The 21,559-nt window shown below is 76.0% G+C and carries 18 protein-coding genes and 1 pseudogene; 5 read left to right on the forward strand and 14 right to left on the reverse strand.

Annotated features, from left to right (window positions below):
* Positions 1 to 6: 6 nt before the first annotated feature.
* The 6 genes and pseudogenes from IE106_RS19205 to IE106_RS19230 form a co-directional block, all read right to left on the reverse strand.
* A pseudogene (locus IE106_RS19205) lies at positions 7 to 440 on the reverse strand (transposase); the annotation flags it as partial.
* A 56-nt stretch (positions 441 to 496) separates the two neighbouring features.
* Positions 497 to 2,488 (reverse strand): hypothetical protein, encoded by a 1,992-nt coding sequence (locus tag IE106_RS19210; RefSeq protein ID WP_373295962.1) that lies wholly within the window; start codon positions 2,486 to 2,488, stop codon positions 497 to 499.
* 2 nt (positions 2,489 to 2,490) lie between these two features.
* On the reverse strand, positions 2,491 to 5,598 hold the full coding sequence (locus IE106_RS19215; RefSeq protein WP_189535634.1) for an alpha-N-acetylglucosaminidase: 3,108 nt from the start codon (positions 5,596 to 5,598) through the stop codon (positions 2,491 to 2,493).
* Positions 5,599 to 5,785: 187 nt separating this feature from the next.
* Complete coding sequence (locus IE106_RS19220; protein ID WP_189535636.1) at positions 5,786 to 6,436, reverse strand: response regulator transcription factor; 651 nt, start codon at positions 6,434 to 6,436, stop codon at positions 5,786 to 5,788.
* Positions 6,421 to 7,671 carry a sensor histidine kinase gene (locus IE106_RS19225; protein ID WP_189535930.1) on the reverse strand — a complete coding sequence of 417 codons (1,251 nt, stop codon included), beginning with the start codon at positions 7,669 to 7,671 and terminating at the stop codon, positions 6,421 to 6,423. Before IE106_RS19225 ends, IE106_RS19220 begins: the two co-directional genes overlap by 16 nt.
* A gap of 225 nt (positions 7,672 to 7,896) precedes the next feature.
* Entirely contained in the window at positions 7,897 to 8,892 is a 996-nt protein-coding gene (locus tag IE106_RS19230; RefSeq protein ID WP_189535638.1) for an NAD-dependent epimerase/dehydratase family protein, read from the reverse strand.
* Positions 8,893 to 8,994: 102 nt separating this feature from the next.
* Between IE106_RS19230 and IE106_RS19235 the strand changes: the two genes are divergently transcribed.
* Entirely contained in the window at positions 8,995 to 9,594 is a 600-nt protein-coding gene (locus IE106_RS19235) for a hypothetical protein (protein WP_189535640.1), read from the forward strand.
* A 66-nt stretch (positions 9,595 to 9,660) separates the two neighbouring features.
* Positions 9,661 to 11,160, forward strand: coding sequence for a PepSY-associated TM helix domain-containing protein (locus tag IE106_RS19240; RefSeq protein ID WP_189535642.1), 1,500 nt, complete (start codon positions 9,661 to 9,663; stop codon positions 11,158 to 11,160).
* 69 nt (positions 11,161 to 11,229) lie between these two features.
* Here the strand turns inward: IE106_RS19240 and glnII are convergent, their stop codons facing one another.
* The 3 genes from glnII to IE106_RS19255 form a co-directional block, all read right to left on the reverse strand.
* Positions 11,230 to 12,261, reverse strand: coding sequence for a glutamine synthetase (gene glnII, locus IE106_RS19245; protein WP_189535644.1), 1,032 nt, complete (start codon positions 12,259 to 12,261; stop codon positions 11,230 to 11,232).
* Positions 12,262 to 12,354: 93 nt separating this feature from the next.
* A complete protein-coding gene (locus IE106_RS19250; protein ID WP_189535647.1) occupies positions 12,355 to 13,524 on the reverse strand; it encodes an ARPP-2 domain-containing protein in 1,170 nt (389 codons plus the stop codon).
* Positions 13,521 to 14,936, reverse strand: coding sequence for a hypothetical protein (locus IE106_RS19255; protein WP_189535649.1), 1,416 nt, complete (start codon positions 14,934 to 14,936; stop codon positions 13,521 to 13,523). The genes IE106_RS19250 and IE106_RS19255 overlap by 4 nt, the downstream gene beginning before the upstream one ends.
* 193 nt (positions 14,937 to 15,129) lie before the next feature.
* Between IE106_RS19255 and IE106_RS19260 the strand changes: the two genes are divergently transcribed.
* Positions 15,130 to 16,020: a Gfo/Idh/MocA family protein gene (locus IE106_RS19260; RefSeq protein ID WP_189535651.1), complete on the forward strand. Its 891-nt coding sequence runs from the start codon at positions 15,130 to 15,132 to the stop codon at positions 16,018 to 16,020.
* A gap of 161 nt (positions 16,021 to 16,181) precedes the next feature.
* On the opposite strand, the gene IE106_RS19265 is transcribed toward IE106_RS19260, so the two are convergent.
* Positions 16,182 to 16,544 (reverse strand): arsenate reductase family protein, encoded by a 363-nt coding sequence (locus tag IE106_RS19265; protein WP_189535653.1) that lies wholly within the window; start codon positions 16,542 to 16,544, stop codon positions 16,182 to 16,184.
* A gap of 134 nt (positions 16,545 to 16,678) precedes the next feature.
* On the opposite strand from IE106_RS19265, the gene IE106_RS19270 reads away from it, so the two are divergent.
* The gene (locus IE106_RS19270) at positions 16,679 to 16,954 is read left to right on the forward strand and encodes a hypothetical protein (protein WP_189535655.1); all 276 of its coding nucleotides are present in this window, start codon (positions 16,679 to 16,681) and stop codon (positions 16,952 to 16,954) included.
* 199 nt (positions 16,955 to 17,153) lie between these two features.
* Here IE106_RS19270 and glnA read toward each other — a convergent pair whose 3' ends face one another.
* On the reverse strand, positions 17,154 to 18,563 hold the full coding sequence (gene glnA, locus IE106_RS19275) for a type I glutamate--ammonia ligase (RefSeq protein ID WP_189535657.1): 1,410 nt from the start codon (positions 18,561 to 18,563) through the stop codon (positions 17,154 to 17,156).
* Positions 18,564 to 18,796: 233 nt separating this feature from the next.
* On the opposite strand from glnA, the gene IE106_RS19280 reads away from it, so the two are divergent.
* Entirely contained in the window at positions 18,797 to 19,267 is a 471-nt protein-coding gene (locus IE106_RS19280; protein WP_189535659.1) for an RDD family protein, read from the forward strand.
* 78 nt (positions 19,268 to 19,345) lie between these two features.
* Here IE106_RS19280 and IE106_RS19285 read toward each other — a convergent pair whose 3' ends face one another.
* The 3 genes from IE106_RS19285 to lipA form a co-directional block, all read right to left on the reverse strand.
* Positions 19,346 to 20,053: a DUF4191 domain-containing protein gene (locus IE106_RS19285; RefSeq protein WP_189535660.1), complete on the reverse strand. Its 708-nt coding sequence runs from the start codon at positions 20,051 to 20,053 to the stop codon at positions 19,346 to 19,348.
* Positions 20,054 to 20,063: 10 nt separating this feature from the next.
* Positions 20,064 to 20,279, reverse strand: a complete 216-nt coding sequence (locus tag IE106_RS19290; RefSeq protein WP_189535662.1) for an SCO2195 family GlnR-regulated protein — start codon at positions 20,277 to 20,279, stop codon at positions 20,064 to 20,066.
* Positions 20,280 to 20,549: 270 nt separating this feature from the next.
* On the reverse strand, positions 20,550 to 21,518 hold the full coding sequence (gene lipA / locus IE106_RS19295) for a lipoyl synthase (protein WP_189535664.1): 969 nt from the start codon (positions 21,516 to 21,518) through the stop codon (positions 20,550 to 20,552).
* Between the last annotated feature and the right edge of the window lie 41 nt (positions 21,519 to 21,559).

Here is a 21,559-nt window from a genome sequence, read left to right on the forward strand (position 1 = left end):
CCACGCCCACATCAGGAGTGATGCGAGGGTGACGGCCGCTTCGTGGGACTGGGCGGTCTCGTCGTACCGAGCGGCGATGCCACGCCACTGCTTCAGGCGGTCGAAGCACCGTTCCACGTCGTCGCGGTGCTGGTAGACCTCGCGGTCGAAGGCCGGCGGGCGACCCCGCGGCTGCCGCGCCGGGCCCGGTTGCGGGCCTGGCCGGCCCGCAGCATCCGGCCGAGCGTCCCGTCCACCGCCCACCCGCGAAAACGCGTGTGCAGCGTGGCTCACGGACCGTGACGCTCCGGCACGTCCCGCCAGGCGACACCGGTGCGGAACTTCCCCACGATCCCGTTCGGGACCCTGCGGTCGTCCAGCCGCTTCCGCCCCCGCATCGAGCCGGGCGGCAACGGCCGGACGAACTCCCACCCGGCATCCGACAGTTCATGGCGACGTATCACGGCACCATGCTCCACCAGCAATGATCATTCGAAGGCGCCGCCCAGCGGGACGCTCAGCGCAGGGCGTCGATCCGCGTCCCGTCCTCCAGCCTGCCGGTCAGCTCCACCCGCGTGCCCCGCTCCGCCTCGACCGCCAGCAGCCGCCCCTCGGCACCCTCCTCGACGCCCCCGGACGTGGCCAGCGACGCCACCTGCGGACTGCCCGCCGCCAGCACGTACCACCGGTCGCCCGGACCCTTCCACAACACCCCGGCCAGCACGTGCGGTTCGCGCGTGCCGCAGGTCGGCGAGTCCTCGACCCGCGCCGCGATCGCCCCGGCCGACGGCGGCTCGCCCGGCCCGGTGTCCGGCGCGGGCGCCTGGAACTGCGCCAGCACCCTGCTGCCCGGCCCCCGCCACGTCTCCGCGCGCGTGCACAGCCACACCGCCGTCCCGGTGCCCGGACCGGGCAGCTCCTGCTCGGCGAACCGCCACGAGTTCACCGACCGCACGCCCAGCGCCCGCATCGTCGGCAGCAGGCACGCCGTACGCGCCCACTCCCGCCGCGCGTCCCGGCCCGCCACGTCCGCGGGCTTCACCGGCGGGCCCGACGTGAGCCGCACCGGGGTCAGCTCGCCCAGGTCCGTCAGGACCCGCGTCGCCACCCCGTCCCGCACCTCCAGCACGTCCCACGACCGGCAGTCCCTCGCCGTGGCCGGGCTCTGCATCGGCGCGGTCACCCCGGCCGCGTCCCGCTCCAGCGGCCGCGTGCCCCCGTCCGGCACCAGCAGGTCCCGCACGGCCACGTCCCGCACCCACGGCGCCGTCAGGTAGCGCACGTTGGCGTACGTACGCCCCACCACCAGGGCCGACGACGCCGCCGTGTCCGCCCCGTCGGTACGGGCGAAGTCCAGCGCCGCCCCGTCCGTGCCGTCCTCCGGCTCCGCGTACCGCACCGCCCGCAGCCCGTCGTGGAACAGCACCACCCGCGCGCCGTCCACCTCGCCCGCGAACAGCAGCTGCGGCGGGCCCATCGGCGGCCCCGGCATCGTGCTCGGCGTCACCGACGCCCGCACCCGCGAACCGGGCCGCGCCCACACCGCGAGCGCCCGCCGCAGCAGCGCCTCGTCGTCGACCAGCCCACCCCGCGCCGGCCACACCGAGAAGTCCGTACGGGACGAGCGCTGCCACGCGGCCGGCGCGACCCGCCGCAGCTTCGCCGGGTCCAGCGCCGCCTCCGACACCGGGTTGCGCGCGTACGGCGGCGCCGCCGCGCCGTCCGGCCCCCAGCCCCCGCCCGGCAGCCCCAGCAGCGCCCCGCACACCACCGCCGCCACGCCCGCCGCGAGCGCCGCCTTCACGTGCTGCCGCCGCCGCATCAGGTCCGTGGGCCGCGCCTGGAGCGAACACGGGTCGAACTCCGGGGACTCCAGCAGCGCCGTGCCGCCCGCCCCGCCGGCCGCCTCGATCCGGTCCGCCTCCGCCAGGGCGGCCTTCGGGTCCGCGACGCGGGCCGCGGCCAGCATCCGCCGCACCTCCGCGTCGCCCTGCCGCTCCAGGCAGCGCAGCACGTACGCGGCCCGCCCGGCACCCGACAGGGCCGCCATCCGCTGGTCCAGCGCCAGTTCGTCGGCGCCGCCCGACCGGGGGAACAGCCGCAGCCCCCACACGACCGGCAGCAGCGGCGGCAGTTGCGCCCGCTTCGGCCGCGCCCGGCGCCAGAGCGGCAGGCCGGCCTCCAGGGCCTGCCGCAGCACCCGCCCGCGCAGGTACGCGTACCCCGGGTCCACGGCGTCCTCCGGGCGCCGCTGCACCGGCACCGCCGCCTCGCCGCCCCCCGCCGTGCGGCGCCGGGGCAGCGACCGCTGGACCAGCGCGTGCGCGGTGAGGACGCGCCGGTGCCGGCCGAGGGACGGCGGCAGCACCAGGTAGGCGATGCGGACCAGCCGTGGATAGTGCTCGACGAGCGCCGCCTCGGCCTGCTCCACGTCGACGGGAGCGACGGCGGAGGCCGCGCCGCCCGACTCCGCGGCTTTTCGGGTGTGCTGGGCTTCCTGGGTGCTCACGTTCAGCGCAACGAGTGACGGTGGGGTTGGTCACCTCCCGCCCCCCGCGCCCCCCACCCCGCGAGCCCGTCGAACACCGCCGTGCCGCGCGCCCCGCTCCCGCCGTGCGCGGCCGTCATGAACACCCCGGCGTCCTGCACGGCGGACGCCCCCGCGGCCGGCGCCGTCGCGACGGTGCGCCACGTCGCGCCGCCGTCCGCCGAACACGCCCCGGTGAACGCGCCCGCCGACCGCGACAGCCGCAGCACCACCGGCGCCGCCACCCCCACCAGCTGCCGGTACGTGTCGAGGGCGCCGTCGCCGTCGGCGTCCCACGCGAGCACCACGCCCCGCGCCGGCGTCACCGCCAGGTACACGAACCCCGGCGCCCCCGGCACGGCCAGCGCGTCGCGCACGGCGATCCCGGCGCGCGCCCACGGCCCCGTCGCCGTCTGCGCCTCCACCCGCACCCGGAGCGCCCCGCCCTCCGCGAGGGCGCCCTCCCGGTAGAACGCGCCGAACTCCGCGACGCGCCGCCACAGGTCCCGGCCCCCGCCGTTGACCGCGAACCGCCCGCCCAGCCGCCCGAAGACCGCGTCGTTCGCCGAGTGGGTGCGCCACCCGTCGCCGAGCGGCCCCGCCACGTACAGCTCGCCCCGCCGCACCGCCGTCACCGGCGGCTCGCCCTCGGGGCCGTACGTGGCGCGCACCGTGTACGGCAGCGGCTCGACCGGGTCGGTGAGCGGCCGGGCGGGCGCGGTGATCCGCCAGGACGCGGTGGCCGAACCGGCGGCGGGGACGGGCCCGGCGCGCCGGTCCGCCGCGCCGCCGGCCGCCGGGACGTCGAGGGTCAGGCCGACGGGGCCGGTGCCGCGCAGGCCGCTGGTGTTGCGGAACGTCACGGTCACCTCGGCGCCGCCGCCCGGCGCGAGCGCCGGCGGGTCGCAGGCGACGGTGACGGCCCCCTGGTACGGGGCGCGCGCGAGCACGTCGCGGACGCGCCGGGCGGTGCGGTACGGGTCGCCGGACGGCCGCAGCGGGTACGGCCGCGTGCCCCGGCTCCAGGCGTCCTCGGCGGCGTACCAGTCGGCCGGCCGGGGCTCGCGGCCCTCGGCGAGCGCGTCCTGCAGCTCCTCCAGGTACGCCCGCCAGCGCGGCAGGTACACGTCCGCGATCAGCCCCGACCAGTCCCGGTTGGCGTAGCCCGCGAGCCGCCCGCCGTCCGCCGCCGCCCGGTCCGCCCACGACGTGACGAGGACCCGCGCCGTGCGCTCCAGGCCCTCGCGGCGGGCCTCCGCCAGCCACGGGCCCAGCAGGAACGCCCGGTGCGCGCCCGCCACCTCGTCCGCCAGCCGCATCAGCCGCAGCCACAGCCCGGACAGGGTCCGCAGCGCCGCCCGGTCCTTCGCCGCGTACGCCGCGTCCAGCTGCCCGATCAGCTGCCGGGAGCGGTTGGCGAGCGCCTGCCGGGCCACGTCCGTCAGGTCGTGGCGGTACGCGTCGGAGCGGCGCAGCTCCTCCCGGACGCCGAGCAGCGCGGTGAGCGCCCCGTCGAAGGCCGCCGGGTCGAAGGCGGGGGAGCGGGTCGCGTGGTGCGCCCCGGAGCGCGCCGACAGGGACGGCCGGGCGGCGAACACCGAGTCGTGCGGCCGCCCGTCGTCGCTGGTGAGCCGGTACGCCGTGGCGCGCAGGCAGGCGAACGCGGCGCGGGCCGAGGCGTCGGGGCCGCCGTAGCGCAGGTCGGCGTAGCGCGCGAACCACCGCGCGCGGTCCACGGGCTCCTGCCGCCAGGCCAGTTCGGAGAACAGCTCGAAGGCGGCCGGGTCCCGCTCGGCGGCCTCCGGCATGTAGGCGGTGCCGGCGAGCGCCGAGCCGGGCCGGTCGCGCCACGCGGTGAACCGCTCGGCCCACCGGTGCGTCGCGGCGCCGAGCGTGGTGCGGCCGCCGAAGTTGGGGATCGTGCCGAACGCGTAGGGCGCGCCGCCCCAGTCCCGCTCCCGGTCGGTGACCGCCTCCAGGTCGGACAGCCCGTCGACGACGAGGAGCCGCGACCGGTCGAGGGCGTCGAGCAGTTCGCGGCGCGGGTTGCCCTGCCAGCCGAGGACCACCCAGGTCGCCCGGGGGAGGGCCGCGCGCAGGGCCGCCTCGACGGCGCGGGCGGCGTCCGGGACGGGCACGTCGCCGGGGTCGCCGCCCTCGTGGAGCAGGTCCATCTTGACGTGCCGGACCTCCCCGAACAGCTCCCGCTGGTGGCGGTAGTAGGCGGCGGCGACCCGGCGGAACGCGTCGGTGCGCGGGTCCAGCCAGCCGGGGCGGGGCAGCCCGGCCCAGGTGCCCTGCGGGATCGTGCGGGCCCCGGGGACGCGGTCGGCGAAACCGTCCGGGACGGTGCCGAAGTAGCCCGGCAGGACGGGGGACATGCCCAGTTCCCGCAGCCGCTCCGCGATGCGGCGGCCGAGCGCCGCCCGGCGGGCGAGGAGGTCGGGGGAGGGCGGCCCGCCGTACCCGCTCAGGTTCTGCAGCAGCCACCAGGGCTGGTGCGACGGCGCGGGGATCCAGGCCCGCGCCTCGGCGTCGGTGTGGCCGAACTCCCGCAGCAGCCGGTGGTACACCGCCTCCGTGCCGGTGGTGACCAGCACCTCGTTGCAGCCGTGCAGGGCCAGCACGTCGATCAGCCGCTCCCAGCGCGGCCAGTCGGCGTACGGGGCGGTGTAGCCGTCGTGGGTGTCGTTGAGGACGAACCGGTGCGGGACGGTGGCGCGGCGGGCGAGCGGCGCGGGCGGGGCGGGCAGGACGCGGGGCGGCACGGGCCGGCCACCGCCCCAGGGGACGTGCGTCCCGCACGCGTACTTCAGGTACCAGTGGACGCCGGTGAGCAGCGCGACGGGGCCGGTCCCGGCGACCCGGACGCGTCCCCGCGCGCCGGTGACGCGGAACCGCTCGGGGCCGGAGGACAGCGGGACGAGGTCGAACCGGTCGGCGTGGGCGGCGGGCAGGACGCGGTGGAGGGCGGCGCGGGCGGCGGCCGCGGGATCGGGGTGCGGCGGGGCCGCGGCCGCGGGGGCGTGCCCGGCGAGGGCGGCGGCCGCTCCGGCCGCTCCGGCGGTCCCGATCAGGTCACGGCGGGACATTCTGGATGGTTCGGGCACCGGCGCAGGCTACCCGGGGCTCGCCCCCGGGGCGGGGGAGCGAAACGGCACCGCGGCCGGATGCGCGCGGAGCGAACTCGTACGGCCGCGTCCGTGACGGCCCGGCCCCGTCCGCCGCCCCGGCGCCCGCACGGACGGGCGGCGCGGGACGTCCGGCCGCGCGCGGGGCTCAGGTCCGGTCGAGGTACGCCAGCACGGCGAGGACCCGGCGGTTGTCGTCGTCCGACACCTTCAGGTCCAGCTTGGCGAAGATGTTGGAGGTGTGCTTCGCGACGGCCCGCTCGGTGACGAGGAGCTGCGCGGCGATGGCCGTGTTGGACCTGCCCTGCGCCATCAGCTCCAGCACCTCCAGCTCGCGCGGCGTGAGCCGGCCCAGCGGCTCGTCCCGCGCCCGGCCCCGGTCCAGCAGCTGCGAGATGACCTGCGGGTCCATCGCCGTGCCGCCGGCCGCCACCCGCCGCACCGCGTCGACGAACCGGTCCGCGTCGAACACCCGGTCCTTCAGCAGGTAGCCGACGCCGCCGTCGCCGTCCGCCAGCAACTCCCGCGCGTACAGCCGCTCGACGTGCTGCGACAGCACCAGCACCGGCAGCCCCGGCCGGGCGCGGCGGGCGGCGAGGGCGCACTGCAGGCCCTCGTCGGTGTGCGACGGCGGCAGCCGGACGTCGACGACCGCGACGTCCGGCTCCAGCTCCGCGAGGGCCCGGGACAGTTCGGGGCCGGTCGCGACGGCGGCGAGCATCTCGCAGCCGTACGCCTCCAGCAACCGCACCAGCCCGTCCCGCAGCAGGAACAGGTCTTCCGCTAGGACGACACGCACGGGATCTCCATCGTCACCACGGTCGGGCCGCCGACGGGGCTGCTGACGGCCAGGACGCCGTCGAAGGCACCGAGCCGGCGCTCGACCCCGCCCAGCCCGGAGCCGCCCCCGGCCGCCCCCGCCCCGGCGCCGCCGATCCCGTCGTCGGTGACGGTGACGCTCAGCATGACGCCGGTGTACCGGACGTCGATCCACACGCGGTCCGCCCGCGCGTGCTTGACCACGTTGGTGAGGACCTCGCTGACCGCGAAGTACGCCGCCGACTCCACCGGCGGCTCCACCCGGCCCGGCAGGTCCACCGTCACCTCGGCGGGGAGCGGCAGCCGCAGCGCGAGGGCCCGGACGGCGTCGCCCAGGCCGCGCTCGGCGAGGACGGGCGGGTGGATGCCCCGCACCAGGTCGCGCAGTTCGGCCAGGGCGGCGGCCGAGTCCTCCCGCGCCTTCGCCAGCAGCGCCTTCGCCCGCGCCGGGTCCTTCTCGACGAGCGCCTCGATCGTGCCGAGGTCCATGCCCATGGCGACCAGCCGCGCCTGCGCCCCGTCGTGCAGGTCCCGTTCGATGCGGCGCAGTTCGGTGGCCGAGGCGTCGACGGCGTCGTGCCGGGTCTCGGTGAGCCGGTCGATCCGCTCGTGCAGCTCCGCCTCCGGCGGCCGGCCCAGCAGCGCCTTCGTCAGCGTGAAGTGGCCGCGCAGCAGCACCGGGCCGAAGCGCAGCCCCACCGCGAGGAGGACCAGCCCGAGCCCGCCCGCCGCCATCCCGGTGCCCAGGCCGTCCACCGGCACGAAGGCGTACCAGTACGGGTCGGCACCCCCGTCGAACGCCCGCCACAGGCCCGCCGCCAGCACCAGGCCCTCCACGCCGTACGCGAGGACCAGCGCGGGGGCGAGCGCGGTGAGGAACCCGGCGGACGGGTCCGTGAGCAGCCACAGCACGTCCCGCCAGGTCGCCGGGTCCTTCAGCAGGTGCGCGCAGCGCTCCGCCCGGCCGACGAGCCCGCCGCGCGCGTCGGCCGGCGGCGGACGGTACGCCTCCGGGATCCGCACCCCCGCCCAGCGGGCCGCCAGCGCCCGCCGCGCGCGGGCGTGGGCCCGCACCAGCGCCAGCACCGAGGGCGTCGTCAGCACGCCGACCCCCAGCGGGATCAGGGCCACCGACACCAGGGTGCACACCAGGAGGACGACCGAGGCGGGCAGCGCGGTCAGCGCCACCGCGAACCCCCGTACCGCGGCGAGCAGAGCCGCCCGCGCCGGGCCGGCCGGGGCGCCGCCCCCGCCGCCGTACGCCGCGCCCGCGTCCCCCGCCGTGGTCGTCCCCGCCGCCGTCCCCGCCACCGTCGCCTCCCGCGTCCGTGTCCCGCGGCGCGCCCCGTGTCGCGCCGCCGCCCCAGTCTCCCCGCCGGGCGGAGGGCGGGTCACTGGGCCGGGCCCCCGGCCCGGGGTGTACCTGGCACCACCCCCGCCCTACGGGCCGAGGACCTTCGCCTCCAGTTCGGGGCCGATCCCCACCGGCTCCCGGTCCGGCCGCCGCGGCGCCTCGCCGCCGAGGCCGCGCAGCCACGCCCACGTGTCGGCGACGGTCTCCTCGACGGGGCGGCACCGCAGGCCGGAGGCGAGCGCCTTGCTCACGTCGGCGCCGTGCATCGCGTCGTGCATCTCGCCCGGCGGGACCCACACGGGCAGCCCGGTCCAGGGCTCGACGCCCGCGGCGAGGATCCGGTCGGGCGGGGTCCAGCGCAGTTCGGCGTCCGAGCCGGTCGCCCGGACGCAGGCGTCCAGCAGTTCGCCCATCGTCGCGTGCCCCGGCCGGCTCACCAGGTCGTACGGGCCGGCCAGCCCGCCCTCGGCGGCGTCCAGCAGCCACCCGGCGAGGTCCCGCACGTCGACGTACTGCAGCGGCAGGTCGCGCGGTCCCGGCGCGAGGACGGGGCCGCCGCGCGCGATCCGGTTCAGCCACCACGGCAGCCGGCCCACGTTCTCCCAGGGGCCCAGGATCAGCCCCGCCCGCACCAGCAGCGTCCGCTCCGGGCCGAACGCCCCGACCGCCGCCAGCTCCGCGCCCCGCTTGGCGCGTGCGTACGGCACGTCGTCCCCGTCGTCCGGCGACGCCTCCACGACCGGTTTGTCCTCGCGCAGTTCGGCCACCAGCGGCCACTCGTACACGGAGCAGCTCGACACGTAGAGGTACCGCCCCGCCCGCCCCGCCAGCAGCCGGGCCGCGTCCCGCACGGCCGAGGGCGCGCCCGACCAGGTGTCGACGACCGCGTCCCACGTGCCCTCGCGCAGCGCGGACAGGCCCGCCCCGTCCGGCACCGACCGGTCGCCGCGCAGCACCGCCGCACCGGCGGGCGGTTCGTGCCGCCCCCGGTGGAACACCGTCACCTCCCAGCCACGGGCGAGACCGGCCTCGGCCACGGCGCGCCCCACGAACTCCGTACCACCCAGGATCAGAAGCCTCATGCGCTCGACTCTGCCCCGGTGCCTCCGCCCCGCCCAGCGCTTCCGCTACCGGAGGAACAGCCGGAAGCGGAAACTCCGCCCGAGTGAGAACATGTTCCAGCCATGACCGCATCCCGCCCGCCGCTCCGCGCCCTGCGGGCCGCGCTGTTCGCCGCGGTCTGCGTGCTGCTGTCCGCGACCGGGCACGCCCTCCAGTCCGCGCACCCCGTCCCGGTGCGCTCCCTGGTGGTGGCGTTCGGTCTGACCTGGGCACTCGCCTGGGTGGCGGCGGGCCGCCCGCGGGGCGCCCCGTCGATCGGAAGCGGGCTGGCCGCCGTGCAGGCGGTCATGCACCTGATGTTCGCGACCGCTCAGGGCTCGCCGGGCCACCCGGTCCACCCGGAACATTTCGGCCATCACGCCGACGCGGTCACCCTGCTGCCCTCGGGTGGCATGCTCATGGCCCACCTCGGTGCCGCGGCCGTCTGCGGCGTGTGGCTCGCGCGCGGCGAGAGGGCCTTCCTCCGCCTCGCCCGCACGGCGTTCGCCCCGCTGCGGCCGCCGCTCACCGCCGTACGCCTCCCGGCCGCGCCGCGCCCGCCGCGCCGCCGCCCGCCCCGGGCCTGCCGCCGGGGCGCCGGGGCCGTCCTCGCGCACACCCTGTCCCGGCGCGGCCCGCCCCGCGCCGCCGCACCCCGCGCCACGGCCCCCGCGCACCACTGACGCCGGGGGCCGCTCCCCCCTGTCGTCGGCGCCGCGGACACGCGTGCGCCCGTACCGAGGACACCCATGCGTACGAAAGCCCACGAAGCGGGACAGGATCCCGCTCCTCCCGCCGCATCCGACCCGGCCGACCCGCCCGCCGCACCCGACCCGTCCGCCGCACCCGACCCGTCCGCCGCGTCCGGCCCGGCCGCCCCACCCGCCGCCCCCGCCCCGGCGCGGCGCGGCACCTGGAGCGCCCTGCGCCCGCTGGTGCTGCGCCTGCACTTCCACGCGGGCCTGCTCGTCGCCCCCTTCCTGCTCGTCGCCGCCGTCAGCGGCCTGCTGTACGCCCTCTCCTTCCAGGCCGAGGAGATCGTGTACCGGCACGAACTGGAGGTCCCCGCCGGCGACCGCGTCCTGCCGCTGTCCGAGCAGGTCGCCGCCGCCCGCCGCGCCCACCCGGACGCCACCGTCACGGCCGTGTGGCCCGCGCCCGAGGAGGGCGCCACCACCCGGGTCCTCATGGCGGGCCCGGACGTCGAGGAGGGCACCTCCCTCGCGGTGTTCGTCGACCCGTACACCGCCGCGGTGCGCGGCGCGCTGCCCAGCTACGGCAGCTCCGGCGCCCTGCCGCTGCGCACCTGGCTGGACGGACTCCACCGCGACCTGCACCTGGGCGAACCCGGCCGCCTCTACAGCGAACTGGCCGCCGCCTGGCTGGCGGTCGTCACGCTCGGCGGGGTCCTGCTCTGGCTGGGCCGCCGCCGCACCTCGCGGCGCTCCCTGCTCCTGCCGGAGCGCGGCCCCCGCTCCCGCCGCCGCACCCTGTCGTGGCACGGCGCGGTCGGCCTGTGGGCGTCGGCGGGACTGCTCGCCCTGTCGGCGACGGGCCTGACCTGGTCGACGTACGCCGGCGAGAACATCGCCTCCGTGCGGGAGCGGCTCGGCGGGGCCACGCCCACCGTCTCCGCCGCCCTCGGCGGGGCCGCGGCGGGCGGCGGCGCGCACGAGGGCCACGGCGCCCACCACCGGCCGGACGCGCCCGCCACCGGGGCCGACGTCGGGATCGACCGGGCGGTGGAGGCGGCCGGACGCGTCGGCGTCGACGGGCGGATCGCCGTCATCCCGCCCGCCGACGGCAACGGGTACGTGGTCAAGGAGACCGACACCCAGTACCCCGTCCACCTGGACCAGGCCGCGGTCGACCCGGCGACCGGCGACGTCATGGACGTCCTGCGCTTCGCGGACCACCCCCTGCTCGCGAAGCTCACCCGCTTCGGGATCGACGCGCACACGGGCGTCCTCCTGGGCCTGGCCAACCAGCTCGCCCTCGCCGCGCTCGCCGCCGCCCTGGTCCTGCTGATCCTGTGGGGCTACCGCATGTGGTGGCTGCGCCGGCCCGGCCGCCCGGTGGCGCTCGGCGCGTGGCGGCGCGTTCCCGCGACGGCGCTGCTGCCGCTGGCCGCGGGCACCGCCCTGGTCGGCTGGTTCGTCCCGCTGCTGGGGCTGAGCCTGCTGGGGTTCCTGGCCGTCGACGCCGCCCTCGCGGTCCTCTCCCGCCGCCGCGCCCGCCGCGCGGCGTAGCGCCCGCGCGGCAGGGCGCCCCCGGCCGGACGGTTCCGGCCGGGGGCGCCCCCTCGCGCACGGGCGGGATCAGACCTGGCCGGCCTTCTCCAGCGCCTCGCAGCAGGTGTCCACCATCAGGCGGGTCACCACGTACGGGTCGACGTTGGCGTTCGGACGGCGGTCCTCGATGTAGCCCTTGCCGTCCTTCTCGACCTGCCACGGGATGCGGACCGACGCGCCGCGGTCGGAGACGCCGTAGCTGTACTGGTCCCACGGGGCCGTCTCGTGCAGGCCGGTCAGGCGCTCGTCGACGCCGGCGCCGTAGTTCTTGACGTGGTCGAGCGGCTTGGAGCCCTCACCGAGCGCCTCGCACGCGGTGATGATCGCGTCGTAGCCCTCGCGCATCGCCTTCGTGGAGAAGTTGGTGTGCGCGCCCGCGCCGTTCCAGTCGCCCTTCACCGGCTTGGGGTGCAGCGTCGCGGAGACCTCGAAGTCCTCGGCCGTGCGGTAGAGCAGCCAGCGGGCGATCCACAGCTGGTCGGCGACAGTGACCGGGTCGAGCGGGCCGACCTGGAACTCCCACTGCCCCGGCATGACCTCGGCGTTGATGCCGGAGATGCCCAGACCCGCGGCGAGGCAGTGGTCGAGGTGCGTCTCGACGATGTCGCGGCCGTGGATCTCGTCCGCGCCGACCCCGCAGTAGTAGCCGCCCTGCGGGGCGGGGAAGCCGCCCTCGGGGAAGCCGAGCGGGCGGTGGCCCTTGAAGAAGGTGTACTCCTGCTCGATGCCGAAGATCGGCTCCTGGGCGGCGTACTTCTCCGCGACCTCGACCAGCTGCGCCCGGGTGTTCGTGGAGTGCGGCGTCATGTCCGTGTTCAGGACCTCGCACAGCACCAGGACGTGCTCGCCGCCGCGGATCGGGTCCGGGCAGGAGCGGACCGGCTTCAGCACGCAGTCCGAGGAGCGGCCCTCGGCCTGGTTGGTGCTGGACCCGTCGAAGCCCCAGACCGGCAGCTCGGCGACGTCCGCGACCGCGGTGGCCAGGATCCTCGTCTTCGAGCGCAGCTTGGCGGTCGGCTCGGTGCCGTCGATCCAGATGTACTCAGCCTTGATGGTCACGGGGCCTCATCCTCTTGCGGGTGCAGCGGTATGCCGCGCAGCCTGGCAACAGGGGGTTTCCCGACCGTTGCCCGGGTGTGAACCCCGTGTTACTCAGCCTTCCCGCAGGGCGCGCGCCCGCCGTGCGACCGCGTGCGCGTCGAGCAGCGCCCCGAAACCGGCCCGCCGGACCCGGGCGACCAGCTCCTCGTACCCCGTCCCGAGCGCCTCCGCGGTACGGGCCACGTCCCAGTCGCAGTCCGCCAGCCGCCGCAGCACCCAGCCGCGCCGGACCTGGTTCTCCGACAGCCGGAACGTCTTCAGGTAGGCCGTCCGCCCCTTCCGGTCGGTGATCACCTCGCCGATGTGCCGGCCGCCCCGGTCGGCCTGGAACGTCGGCAGGAAGCGGTACAGCGCGAACGGCCCCGCCCGGTGCACCCGCTCCCACGCGTACGGCGACTCCAGCAGGTCGCGCGCCATCAGCCCGTCGTGCGCCGCCGTCCACGCGAGCTCCTCGGCGCGCGCGGCGGCCCGCAGGTCCGCGAGGGTCCGCACGCGGCCCGCCGCGTCGTCGATCCGCGCGGCGAACGCGGGCACCGGCCGCCCGTACAGCGCGTACTGGTGCACCAGCTCGCCGTACAGGTCCCGCACCAGCGACGGGTGCAGGGCCCGGTAGTCGTCCGGGTGCGGCACGACGAACGCCGCGGCGAGGGCGTCCGCCGCGTACACCACCACCCCGCACTGCCCCGGGTGGATCTCGAAGACCCGCAGCGCCTCGGCGAGCCCCCGCACCGAGGACCCCGCGTACGCGTCCTCCTCCCGCGGCGACAGCCCCCGGCGCACCGCCTGCCGGGACCACTCCTCCCACACCACCGACGGCCCGCCGAAGTGCAGCGCCAGGTACCCCTCCAGCGCCAGGTGCAGCGGCAGGAACCGCAGCCGCCTCCCGTCGCCGCCCCCGACCCGCCGGGCCGTCCGGTGGTGCGTCCGCAGCGGCACGCACTCCGGCGCGGCGGTGTCCAGCTGCGTCCCGTACGCCGCGCCCCACCGCGGGCCGCCCCCGGCGCCGCCCCCGCCGGACCAGTCGGCGACGAAGCCGTGCGGGATGTACGACGTGTACGTGTGCCCCCCGCCGAGCACGACCCGGCCGTACTCGTCGCCGTACAGCTCCTCGTGCAGCCGCAGCCCCTCGACCGGCCGCTCCCGCAGCAGCGGCACCAGCCGGACGCCGCCCCACACCTGCGAGGGCCCGGCCGTCAGCCCGGCCAGGTCGATCCGGCTCACGCGTCCCCCAGGAAGAGCGCCACCCGACGGTCCAGGTACGCCCGCAGCTCCGCGAGGCCGGTGCGCCCCTCCGCGAACTGGGCGATCTCCACCAGCGACGGCAGGTCCTCCGCGTCCCGCACCCCGGCGGTCGGCACGCACGGCGCCAGCCGCCGCACGTCGAAGCCGTCCGCGTCGTACACCGGGTTCAGGTGCACCACGCTCGTCCGCCGCTCCGGATCCAGCCGGGTCCGCCACACGCGCAGCACCTCTCCGGCGAGCCCGGGCGGCGCGTTGTCCCAGCCGTCCGACACGATCAGCAGCCGCTGCGGACCGGTCTCCAGCGCGTCCAGGATCCGGGCGCCCAGCGGCGTCGGACCCCAGGGCCGCGCCATCAGCGGGTCGGTGGAGCCCGACGTCCACAGCGGCGCGTACCCGCCCGGCCGGGCCAGCGCCTCCAGCAGGAAGTGGCAGCCCAGCGCCACCGCCAGCGGCCGGCGCCGCTTCACGCCCGACCCGTACGACGAGTAGCTGTCGTCCAGCACCGCCGCGACCCGTCCCCACGTCCCCGCGTGCGGACCCGCCGCCCGGCGGGCCGCCGCCCGCAGCGCGCCCGTCAGCTCCGCCCGCCGCGCCGCCCGCTCCTCGAACCCGAGCGACAGCGCGTACAGCGCGAGCCGGGTCAGCGGCATCGCCGCCAGGCCGGCCGCGGGCACCCCCGCCCGGCCCTGCGCGCGCAGCCGCTCCAGGCGGGTCATGCGGGGTGCCATCCGCTCCAGGAACACCGCGCGCGGCACGCCGTGCCGGGCGGCGAACCCCTCGGCGACGGTGAACGGCAGCTCGTACAGCGCGGCCTGCTCGTGGCGGGCGCGGCGGCGCGCGTCGAGGCGCGGGTCGTCGTAGCGGGCGCGGCGGCGCGGAGCGAACAGGAAGTCGCCCAGCTCCGTGCCGCCGGGCAGCAGGTGCGCGTGCCGGACGGCGTGCTTCAGCCCGGCCCGGTACTTCACCGCGTCGTGCGCGAGGTCGGGCCGGGACGCCAGCCAGTCGCGCATCACCGCCCGCGTGCGCCGGTTGTTGACCCGGGCGGCGCGCAGGGCGTCGAACAGCCGGTACACGCGGGGCGGGGGCAGCGTGGCGAGCCGGGCCGCGACGAGCCGCCCCTCCAGCCGCTTCTCCTGCGGGCCCGCCTCGTCCGCGTGGCGCAGCAGCCGCTCGACGACGAGGGCGGCGTTGTGGTCGTTGATGTCGAGGGCGAGCGACGCGGCGTACAGGGGGCGGTAGTTGACCCGTACGTACGCGTGGAGGAAGTCCAGCGACAGCCGCTGCTCGTCGGCCGTCGACCGGAACTCGCGCTGGCCGGACGCGGTGACGGCGGCGTTGACGAAGAGGAGCACGTCCTCGGCGGCGACGAGGTCGGAGAACGTCTCGGCCATGGTCCCCCCGATCGGCCGGCGGTGCGTGTGCGGTGGTGTGCGCCGGCCGGGGAATGAGGGCGTGAACAGCGAAGGCGTTGCTTACAGGGCAGGTCTCGGAAGTCACGCCGGAGTCCCGCGGCCGGCCCGGGAAAGGTAGCACCGGAGGCGCCCGGACCGGCATGGTTTTCGAGCGGCGGGCAGACTTGCGGACATGACGAAGGCGATACGCATCGGACTCCTCGGCACGGGCCCCTGGGCCACCCGCACGCACGCCCCCGCGCTGGCGGCGCACCCGGACGTGGACTTCAGCGGGGTGTGGGGGAGGCGGCCGGACGCGGCCGCCGGGATCGCCGCGGAGTTCGGCACGCGCGCGTACGAGGACGTCGACGCCCTGTTCGCGGCGAGCGACGCCGTGGCCCTCGCGCTGCCGCCCGACGTGCAGGCGCCGCTCGCCGCGCGGGCCGCGGCGGCCGGGTGCCACCTGCTGCTGGACAAGCCGGTCGCGACGAGCGTGGCGGGCGCGCGGGAGGTGGCGCTGGCGGCGGAGAAGGCCGGGGTGGCGTCCGTGGTGTTCTGCACGCTGCGGTTCGCGGCGGCCACCGCGCCGTGGATCGAGGAGCAGGCGGCGGCGGGCGGCTGGTACCTGGCGCGGGCCCACTGGCTGGGCGCGCTGTTCTCGCCGGGTTCGGCCAGCGCGTACGCCGCGTCGCCGTGGCGCCGGGAGAAGGGCGCCCTGTGGGACGTGGGCCCGCACGTCCTGTCGGTGCTGCTGCCGGTGCTGGGCGACGTGACGGAGGTGGTGGCCGCGGCGGGCCCGGACGACACCCGGCAGCTGGCGCTGCGGCACGCGGGCGGCGCGGCCGCCTCGGCGGTCCTCTCGCTCAGCGCGCCGGTCGCGGCGGCGAGCGCGGGCATCACGCTGCACGGCGACCGGGGGCAGGTGGACATGCCGCGCTGGGACGACGCGGTCGGGTCGTTCGCGGCGGCGGTGGACGCGCTGCTGGAGGCGGCGCGGACGGGCGTGCCGCACGGGTGCGACGCCTGGTTCGGGCTGCGGATGACGGAGATCCTGGCCGAGGCGGAGGGGCGGCCGGCGGCCTGAGGCCCGTACGGGTCCGGGGCCCGTACGGGCCCCGGACCGCGGGCGGTGCGGGAGCGGGCGGGGAGGCCCGCACCGGCGCGGACGCCCCGGACGAAAGACCCCCACCCAGCGCCGCCCCGCACCTCGGCACCGGGACAACGCCTCAAAACCGGGTCGGCGCCTCAGGACCGGGACAGCGCCTCCCGGACGGCCTCCTCCGAGCGGCCGACCACCGCCGTGCCGTCGTCGGCGGTGATGAGGGGCCGCTGGATGAGCTTCGGGTGCGCGGCCAGCGCCTCGATCCACCGCCCGCGGGACGCCTCGTCGCGTGGCCAGTCCTTCACCCCCAGCTCCTTCGCCTCGGCCTCCTGGGTGCGGGTGATGTCCCACGGCTCCAGCCCGAGCCGGTCCAGGACGTCGCGGATCTCGTCGGCGGACGGCACGTCCTCCAGGTACCGGCGGACCGTGTACCGGGCGCCCTCCGCGTCGAGCAGGTCCAACGCGCCACGGCACTTGGAACAGGCGGGATTGATCCAGATCTCCATGCCGCCACCGTACCCCCGGAAAGGCCCCCGGACCCCGTCTGGCCAGGGCCGTTTGTCAGTGCCCGCCGGTAGAATCGAAGCAGTCAGTGAGGGTCCGGGGGAGGGCCCTCACACCCCGCACCAGGAGGTCGCCGATGGCCGTCGCCACCGTCACGCCGCTGCCGCTCGAACCCTGGAAGCCCCTGCGGAAGAAGCCGCTCCCGGCCGGACAGCCGCGCGAGTGGTACGTCTCCCACAACCGCCGCCTCAAGGCCATGCGCCTCGCGATAGCCCTGCTCGACTCGGGCGTGTACATCGCCTCCAAGGCCGACGACAAGAGGATCCGCGCCACGGCCCAGGACCTCGGCATCCACCCGCCGTCCGACACGACCTGCCGCATGGTCCGCTCGCTGATCCGCTCCACCCACTGACCGACCGCCGACCGACCGGCCCGCGGCGGGCGGGGCAGGGCCCCGGCCGCCGCGGGCACCCCACGCCCCGCCGCCCCACCGCACGCCGCGCCGGGCCCCCTCGACGGCCCGGTGCCCCGCCCCCGCGAAGCGGCGAGGGCCGCCACCCCAGGGGGTGGCGGCCCTCGAAGGCTGCCCGGCGCGGGAACGGACCCGCGGCCTACAGGTCGAAGTACAGCTCGAACTCGTGCGGGTGCGGACGGAGCTGGATCGGGGCGATCTCGTTCGTGCGCTTGTAGTCGATCCACGTCTCGATCAGGTCGGACGTGAAGACGCCGCCCGCCTGGAGGTACTCGTTGTCCTCCTCCAGCGCGTCGAGGACGGCGGGGAGGGAGGTCGGGACCTGGGCGACGCCCGCGTGCTCCTCGGGGGCCAGCTCGTAGAGGTCCTTGTCGATCGGCTCCGCCGGCTCGATCTTGTTCTTGATGCCGTCCAGGCCCGCGAGGAGGAGGGCCGAGAAGGCCAGGTACGGGTTGGAGGACGGGTCCGGGGCGCGGAACTCGACGCGCTTGGCCTTCGGGTTCGAGCCGGTGATCGGGATGCGCATCGCGGCCGAGCGGTTGCGCTGCGAGTACACCAGGTTCACCGGCGCCTCGAAGCCCGGCACCAGGCGGTGGTACGAGTTGACCGTCGGGTTGGTGAAGGCCAGCAGCGACGGGGCGTGCTTCAGGATGCCGCCGATGTAGTAGCGGGCCATGTCCGACAGCCCGGCGTAGCCCTGCTCGTCGTAGAACAGCGGCTCGCCGCCGGACCACAGGGACTGGTGGACGTGCATGCCCGAGCCGTTGTCACCGAAGATCGGCTTCGGCATGAAGGTCGCGGTCTTGCCGTTGCGCCACGCGACGTTCTTCACGATGTACTTGAAGAGCATCAGGTCGTCGGCGGCGGCCAGCAGCGTGTTGAACTTGTAGTTGATCTCCGCCTGGCCGGCGGTGCCCACCTCGTGGTGCTGGCGCTCGACCTGCAGGCCGGACTTCTCCAGCTCCAGGGAGATCTCCGCGCGCAGGTCGGCGAAGTGGTCGACCGGCGGGGCGGGGAAGTAGCCGCCCTTGTAGCGGACCTTGTAACCGCGGTTGTCCTCGACCGCACCGGTGTTCCAGGCGCCCGCCTCGGAGTCGATGTGGTAGAAGCCCTCGTTCGCGGAGGTGTTGAAGCGGACGGAGTCGAAGACGTAGAACTCCGCCTCCGGGCCGAAGAAGGCCGTGTCGGCGATGCCGGTGGAGGTGAGGTACGCCTCCGCCTTCTTCGCGATGTTGCGCGGGTCGCGGCTGTACTGCTCACCCGTGATCGGGTCGTGGATGAAGAAGTTGATGTTCAGCGTCTTGTCCCGGCGGAACGGGTCGAGACGCGCCGTCGACAGGTCCGCGCGCAGCGCCATGTCGGACTCGTGGATGGCCTGGAAACCGCGGATCGACGAGCCGTCGAAGGCCAGCTCCTCGGACGGGTCGAACGCCGTCGCCGGGATGGTGAAGTGCTGCATCACACCCGGGAGGTCACAGAACCGGACGTCGACCATCTTGACGTCGTTGTCCTTGATGAACTTCTTGGCCTCGTCGGCGTTCTGGAACATCCAACTCCTCCTACTCCCACCCGGGGGAGGGCGGGGTTGCAGCTCGTTCGTGCGGCCAGTGCGGTGACCCACGCTGGACCCGACCATAGGTACCCGGGATTTCTCAAGCATGACCCATTTGTTTCGCACAAGTTAACCGGTGCGGCCCTCCGTGCCCGGTGGACGGCGGTGGCGCGCGGCCCGCGGGCGGCCCGGCCCGCAGTGATCAAAAGGGGTCGCAGTACCGTGTACGGGTGGACAACAGGCGAGTAATCGGATCGTGGCTCTCCGGGCCGCGCGCGGCGGCCGAGGAGATGGGCGCCGACTTCGGCTACCGGGGTGAACGGCTCGGTCTGCCGGAGACGGGACCCGGCTCCGTGGCCCCCCTCGGACGGCGCTTCGGCGCCCTCTTCATCGACTGGTCCCTCTGCATGCTCATCGCATACGGACTGATCACCGGAGGTGACGGGAACGCGGCGGGCAACTGGGCCCTCGGCGTGCTGTTCGTCCTCGGCGTCCTCACCGTCGGCACCATCGGCTGCACCCCCGGCAAGCGGCTCCTCGGCCTGCGCGTCATCGCCGAGGACGGGCAGCGGCTCGGCTTCGGCCGCGCCGTCGTCCGCACCGCGCTGCTCTGCCTCGCCATCCCCGCCCTGATCTGGGACCGCGACGGCCGCGGGCTGCACGACCGGCTCGCCCGCGCCGTGCAGGTGCGGATGATGTAGCCCGGCTGCGGCGGGAGCGGAGAACGGGGGAGGGCGGCCGCGATGCGGCCGCCCTCCCCCGTTCTCGGTTCGTGCGTGTCAGCGGAGCCTTCCGCCGCGCGGCATGCGCGCGCCCTTCGGCATGGGGCCCTTGGGCAGCGGCATGTTGCTCATCAGGTCGCCCATGGCCCGCAGCCGGTCGTTCGCCACCGTCACCTGCGCCGCGGTCAGCACGCGCGGCATCTTCAGCATCGTCGTGCGGACCTTCTTCAGCGGCACCTGGCCCTCGCCGTCGCCGACGATGATGTCGTGCACCGGCACGTCCACCACGATGCGGGCCATCCGCTTCTTCTCGGCCGCCAGCAGGCTCTTGAGCCGGTTGGGGTTGCCCTCGGCGACCAGGACGATGCCGGGACGGCCGACCGCGCGGTGGATCACGTCCTGGCTGCGGTTCATCGCCACCGCCGGCGTGGTCGTCCAGCCGCGGCCCACGTTCTGCAGGACGGCCGCGGCCGCACCCGGCTGGCCCTCCATCTGCCCGAAGGCCGCCCGCTCGGCACGCCGCCCGAAGACGATCGCCATCGCGAGGAAGGCCAGCAGGAAGCCCAGGATGCCCAGGTAGACCGGGTGCCCGATCAGGAAGCCGATCGCGAGGAGGGCGCCGAACACGACGATCCCCACGCCCGCGATGACAAGCCCGACCTTCGGATCGGACCGCCGGGTCATCTTGTACGTCAGGGCGATCTGCTTCAGCCGCCCGGGGTTCGCAGCGGCGTCACCGCTGTCTGAATGTGACTTCCTCGCCATGCTCAGAAGTTTACGTGTCCGACGGCGCCCGGCTCGCCGCGGCCTCCAGTACGTGCTGCGCCTCGACCCGGGCGCGGGCCCTGCGGCGGTCCTCCAGCACGGACGTCCAGGCGTTGCGGCGGGCCGTCCGCTGGCCGCCGCGCAGCAGCAGCGACTCGACGGCGCGCAGGGCGCCGGTGACGGACGGGAGGGCGTGGGCGTGTACCTGCTGACTCGGGGCCTGCATGTCGGTGTCCCCCTGGAGCGGGTGGGCGGATGTGGACGGGGCCGGGCCGGCACACCGGGCCGGCGCCCGCGGGGCGCCGCCGGGGGTCCGGACGGCACACCCACCGGGGCGGGTGCCCGCACGGTGCGTACGACCATCGTCACTCACCGGTGTTACCAGCGCGTGTCCGGCCGGTCAAACGACGGCGACGGCCCGGCGCCGTCCGCACGCCCCCGCGCAGGCGTCCACCTGCGCGGGAACGTACGGCCGGGCGCCGGGCCGTGCCGGACGTCACACCGCCCGCGCGGCCTCCGCGGCCGCGCCGCGGGCCTCCATCGCCTGCTGGAACAGCCGGCCCGCGCGGTACGAGGAGCGGACCAGCGGGCCCGACATGACCCCGGAGAAGCCGATCTCCTCGGCCTCCTCCTTCAGCTCCACGAACTCCTGCGGCTTCACCCAGCGCTCCACCGGGTGGTGGCGCACGGAGGGCCGCAGGTACTGGGTGATGGTGATCAGCTCGCAGCCGGCCTCGTGCAGGTCCCGCAGCGCCTCGCTGACCTCCTCGCGGGTCTCGCCCATGCCGAGGATCAGGTTCGACTTCGTCACCAGGCCGGCCTCGCGGGCCCGCGTGACGACCTCCAGCGACCGCTCGTACCGGAACGCGGGGCGGATCCGCTTGAAGATCCGGGGGACCGTCTCGACGTTGTGCGCCAGCACCTCGGGGCGGGACGAGAAGACCTCGGCCAGCTGCTCCGGGACGGCGTTGAAGTCGGGGATCAGCAGCTCGACCTTGGTGTGGCCGCCCTCGCGGTCCGCGGTCATCGCGTGGATCTGGCGGACCGTCTCCGCGTACAGCCAGGCGCCGCCGTCCTCCAGGTCGTCGCGCGCGACGCCGGTGATCGTGGCGTAGTTCAGGTCCATCGTCACGACGGACTCGCCGACGCGGCGCGGCTCGTCGAGGTCGAGGTCCTGCGGCTTGCCCGTGTCGATCTGGCAGAAGTCGCAGCGCCGCGTGCACTGGTCGCCGCCGATGAGGAAGGTCGCCTCGCGGTCCTCCCAGCACTCGAAGATGTTCGGACAGCCCGCCTCCTGGCAGACCGTGTGCAGCCCCTCGCTCTTGACGAGCTTCTGGAGCTGGTTGTACTCGGGGCCCATCTTCGCCCGAGTCTTGATCCACTCGGGCTTGCGCTCGATGGGGGTCTGGCTGTTCCGGACCTCCAGGCGCAGCATCTTGCGTCCGTCGGGTGCGACTGCGGACACGGCTGGCTCCTACGGCTTCGATTCTTCGGCGAACACCAGGG

The organism is Streptomyces roseolilacinus, assembly GCF_014649335.1.
Taxonomy (GTDB): domain Bacteria; phylum Actinomycetota; class Actinomycetes; order Streptomycetales; family Streptomycetaceae; genus Streptomyces; species Streptomyces roseolilacinus.

Bases quoted from the DNA above. Each gene is read 5' to 3' on its own strand.
- IE106_RS19290 (WP_189535662.1), bottom strand. From the start codon at position 20,279: ATGCAGGCCCCGAGTCAGCAGGTACACGCCCACGCCCTCCCGTCCGTC.
- IE106_RS19260 (WP_189535651.1), top strand. From the start codon at position 15,130: ATGACGAAGGCGATACGCATCGGACTCCTCGGCACGGGCCCCTGGGCC.
- IE106_RS19265 (WP_189535653.1), bottom strand. From the start codon at position 16,544: ATGGAGATCTGGATCAATCCCGCCTGTTCCAAGTGCCGTGGCGCGTTG.
- IE106_RS19240 (WP_189535642.1), top strand. From the start codon at position 9,661: ATGCGTACGAAAGCCCACGAAGCGGGACAGGATCCCGCTCCTCCCGCC.
- IE106_RS19230 (WP_189535638.1), bottom strand. From the start codon at position 8,892: ATGAGGCTTCTGATCCTGGGTGGTACGGAGTTCGTGGGGCGCGCCGTG.
- IE106_RS19270 (WP_189535655.1), top strand. From the start codon at position 16,679: ATGGCCGTCGCCACCGTCACGCCGCTGCCGCTCGAACCCTGGAAGCCC.
- IE106_RS19235 (WP_189535640.1), top strand. From the start codon at position 8,995: ATGACCGCATCCCGCCCGCCGCTCCGCGCCCTGCGGGCCGCGCTGTTC.
- IE106_RS19255 (WP_189535649.1), bottom strand. From the start codon at position 14,936: ATGGCCGAGACGTTCTCCGACCTCGTCGCCGCCGAGGACGTGCTCCTC.
- IE106_RS19285 (WP_189535660.1), bottom strand. From the start codon at position 20,053: ATGGCGAGGAAGTCACATTCAGACAGCGGTGACGCCGCTGCGAACCCC.
- IE106_RS19215 (WP_189535634.1), bottom strand. From the start codon at position 5,598: ATGTCCCGCCGTGACCTGATCGGGACCGCCGGAGCGGCCGGAGCGGCC.
- glnA (WP_189535657.1), bottom strand. From the start codon at position 18,563: ATGTTCCAGAACGCCGACGAGGCCAAGAAGTTCATCAAGGACAACGAC.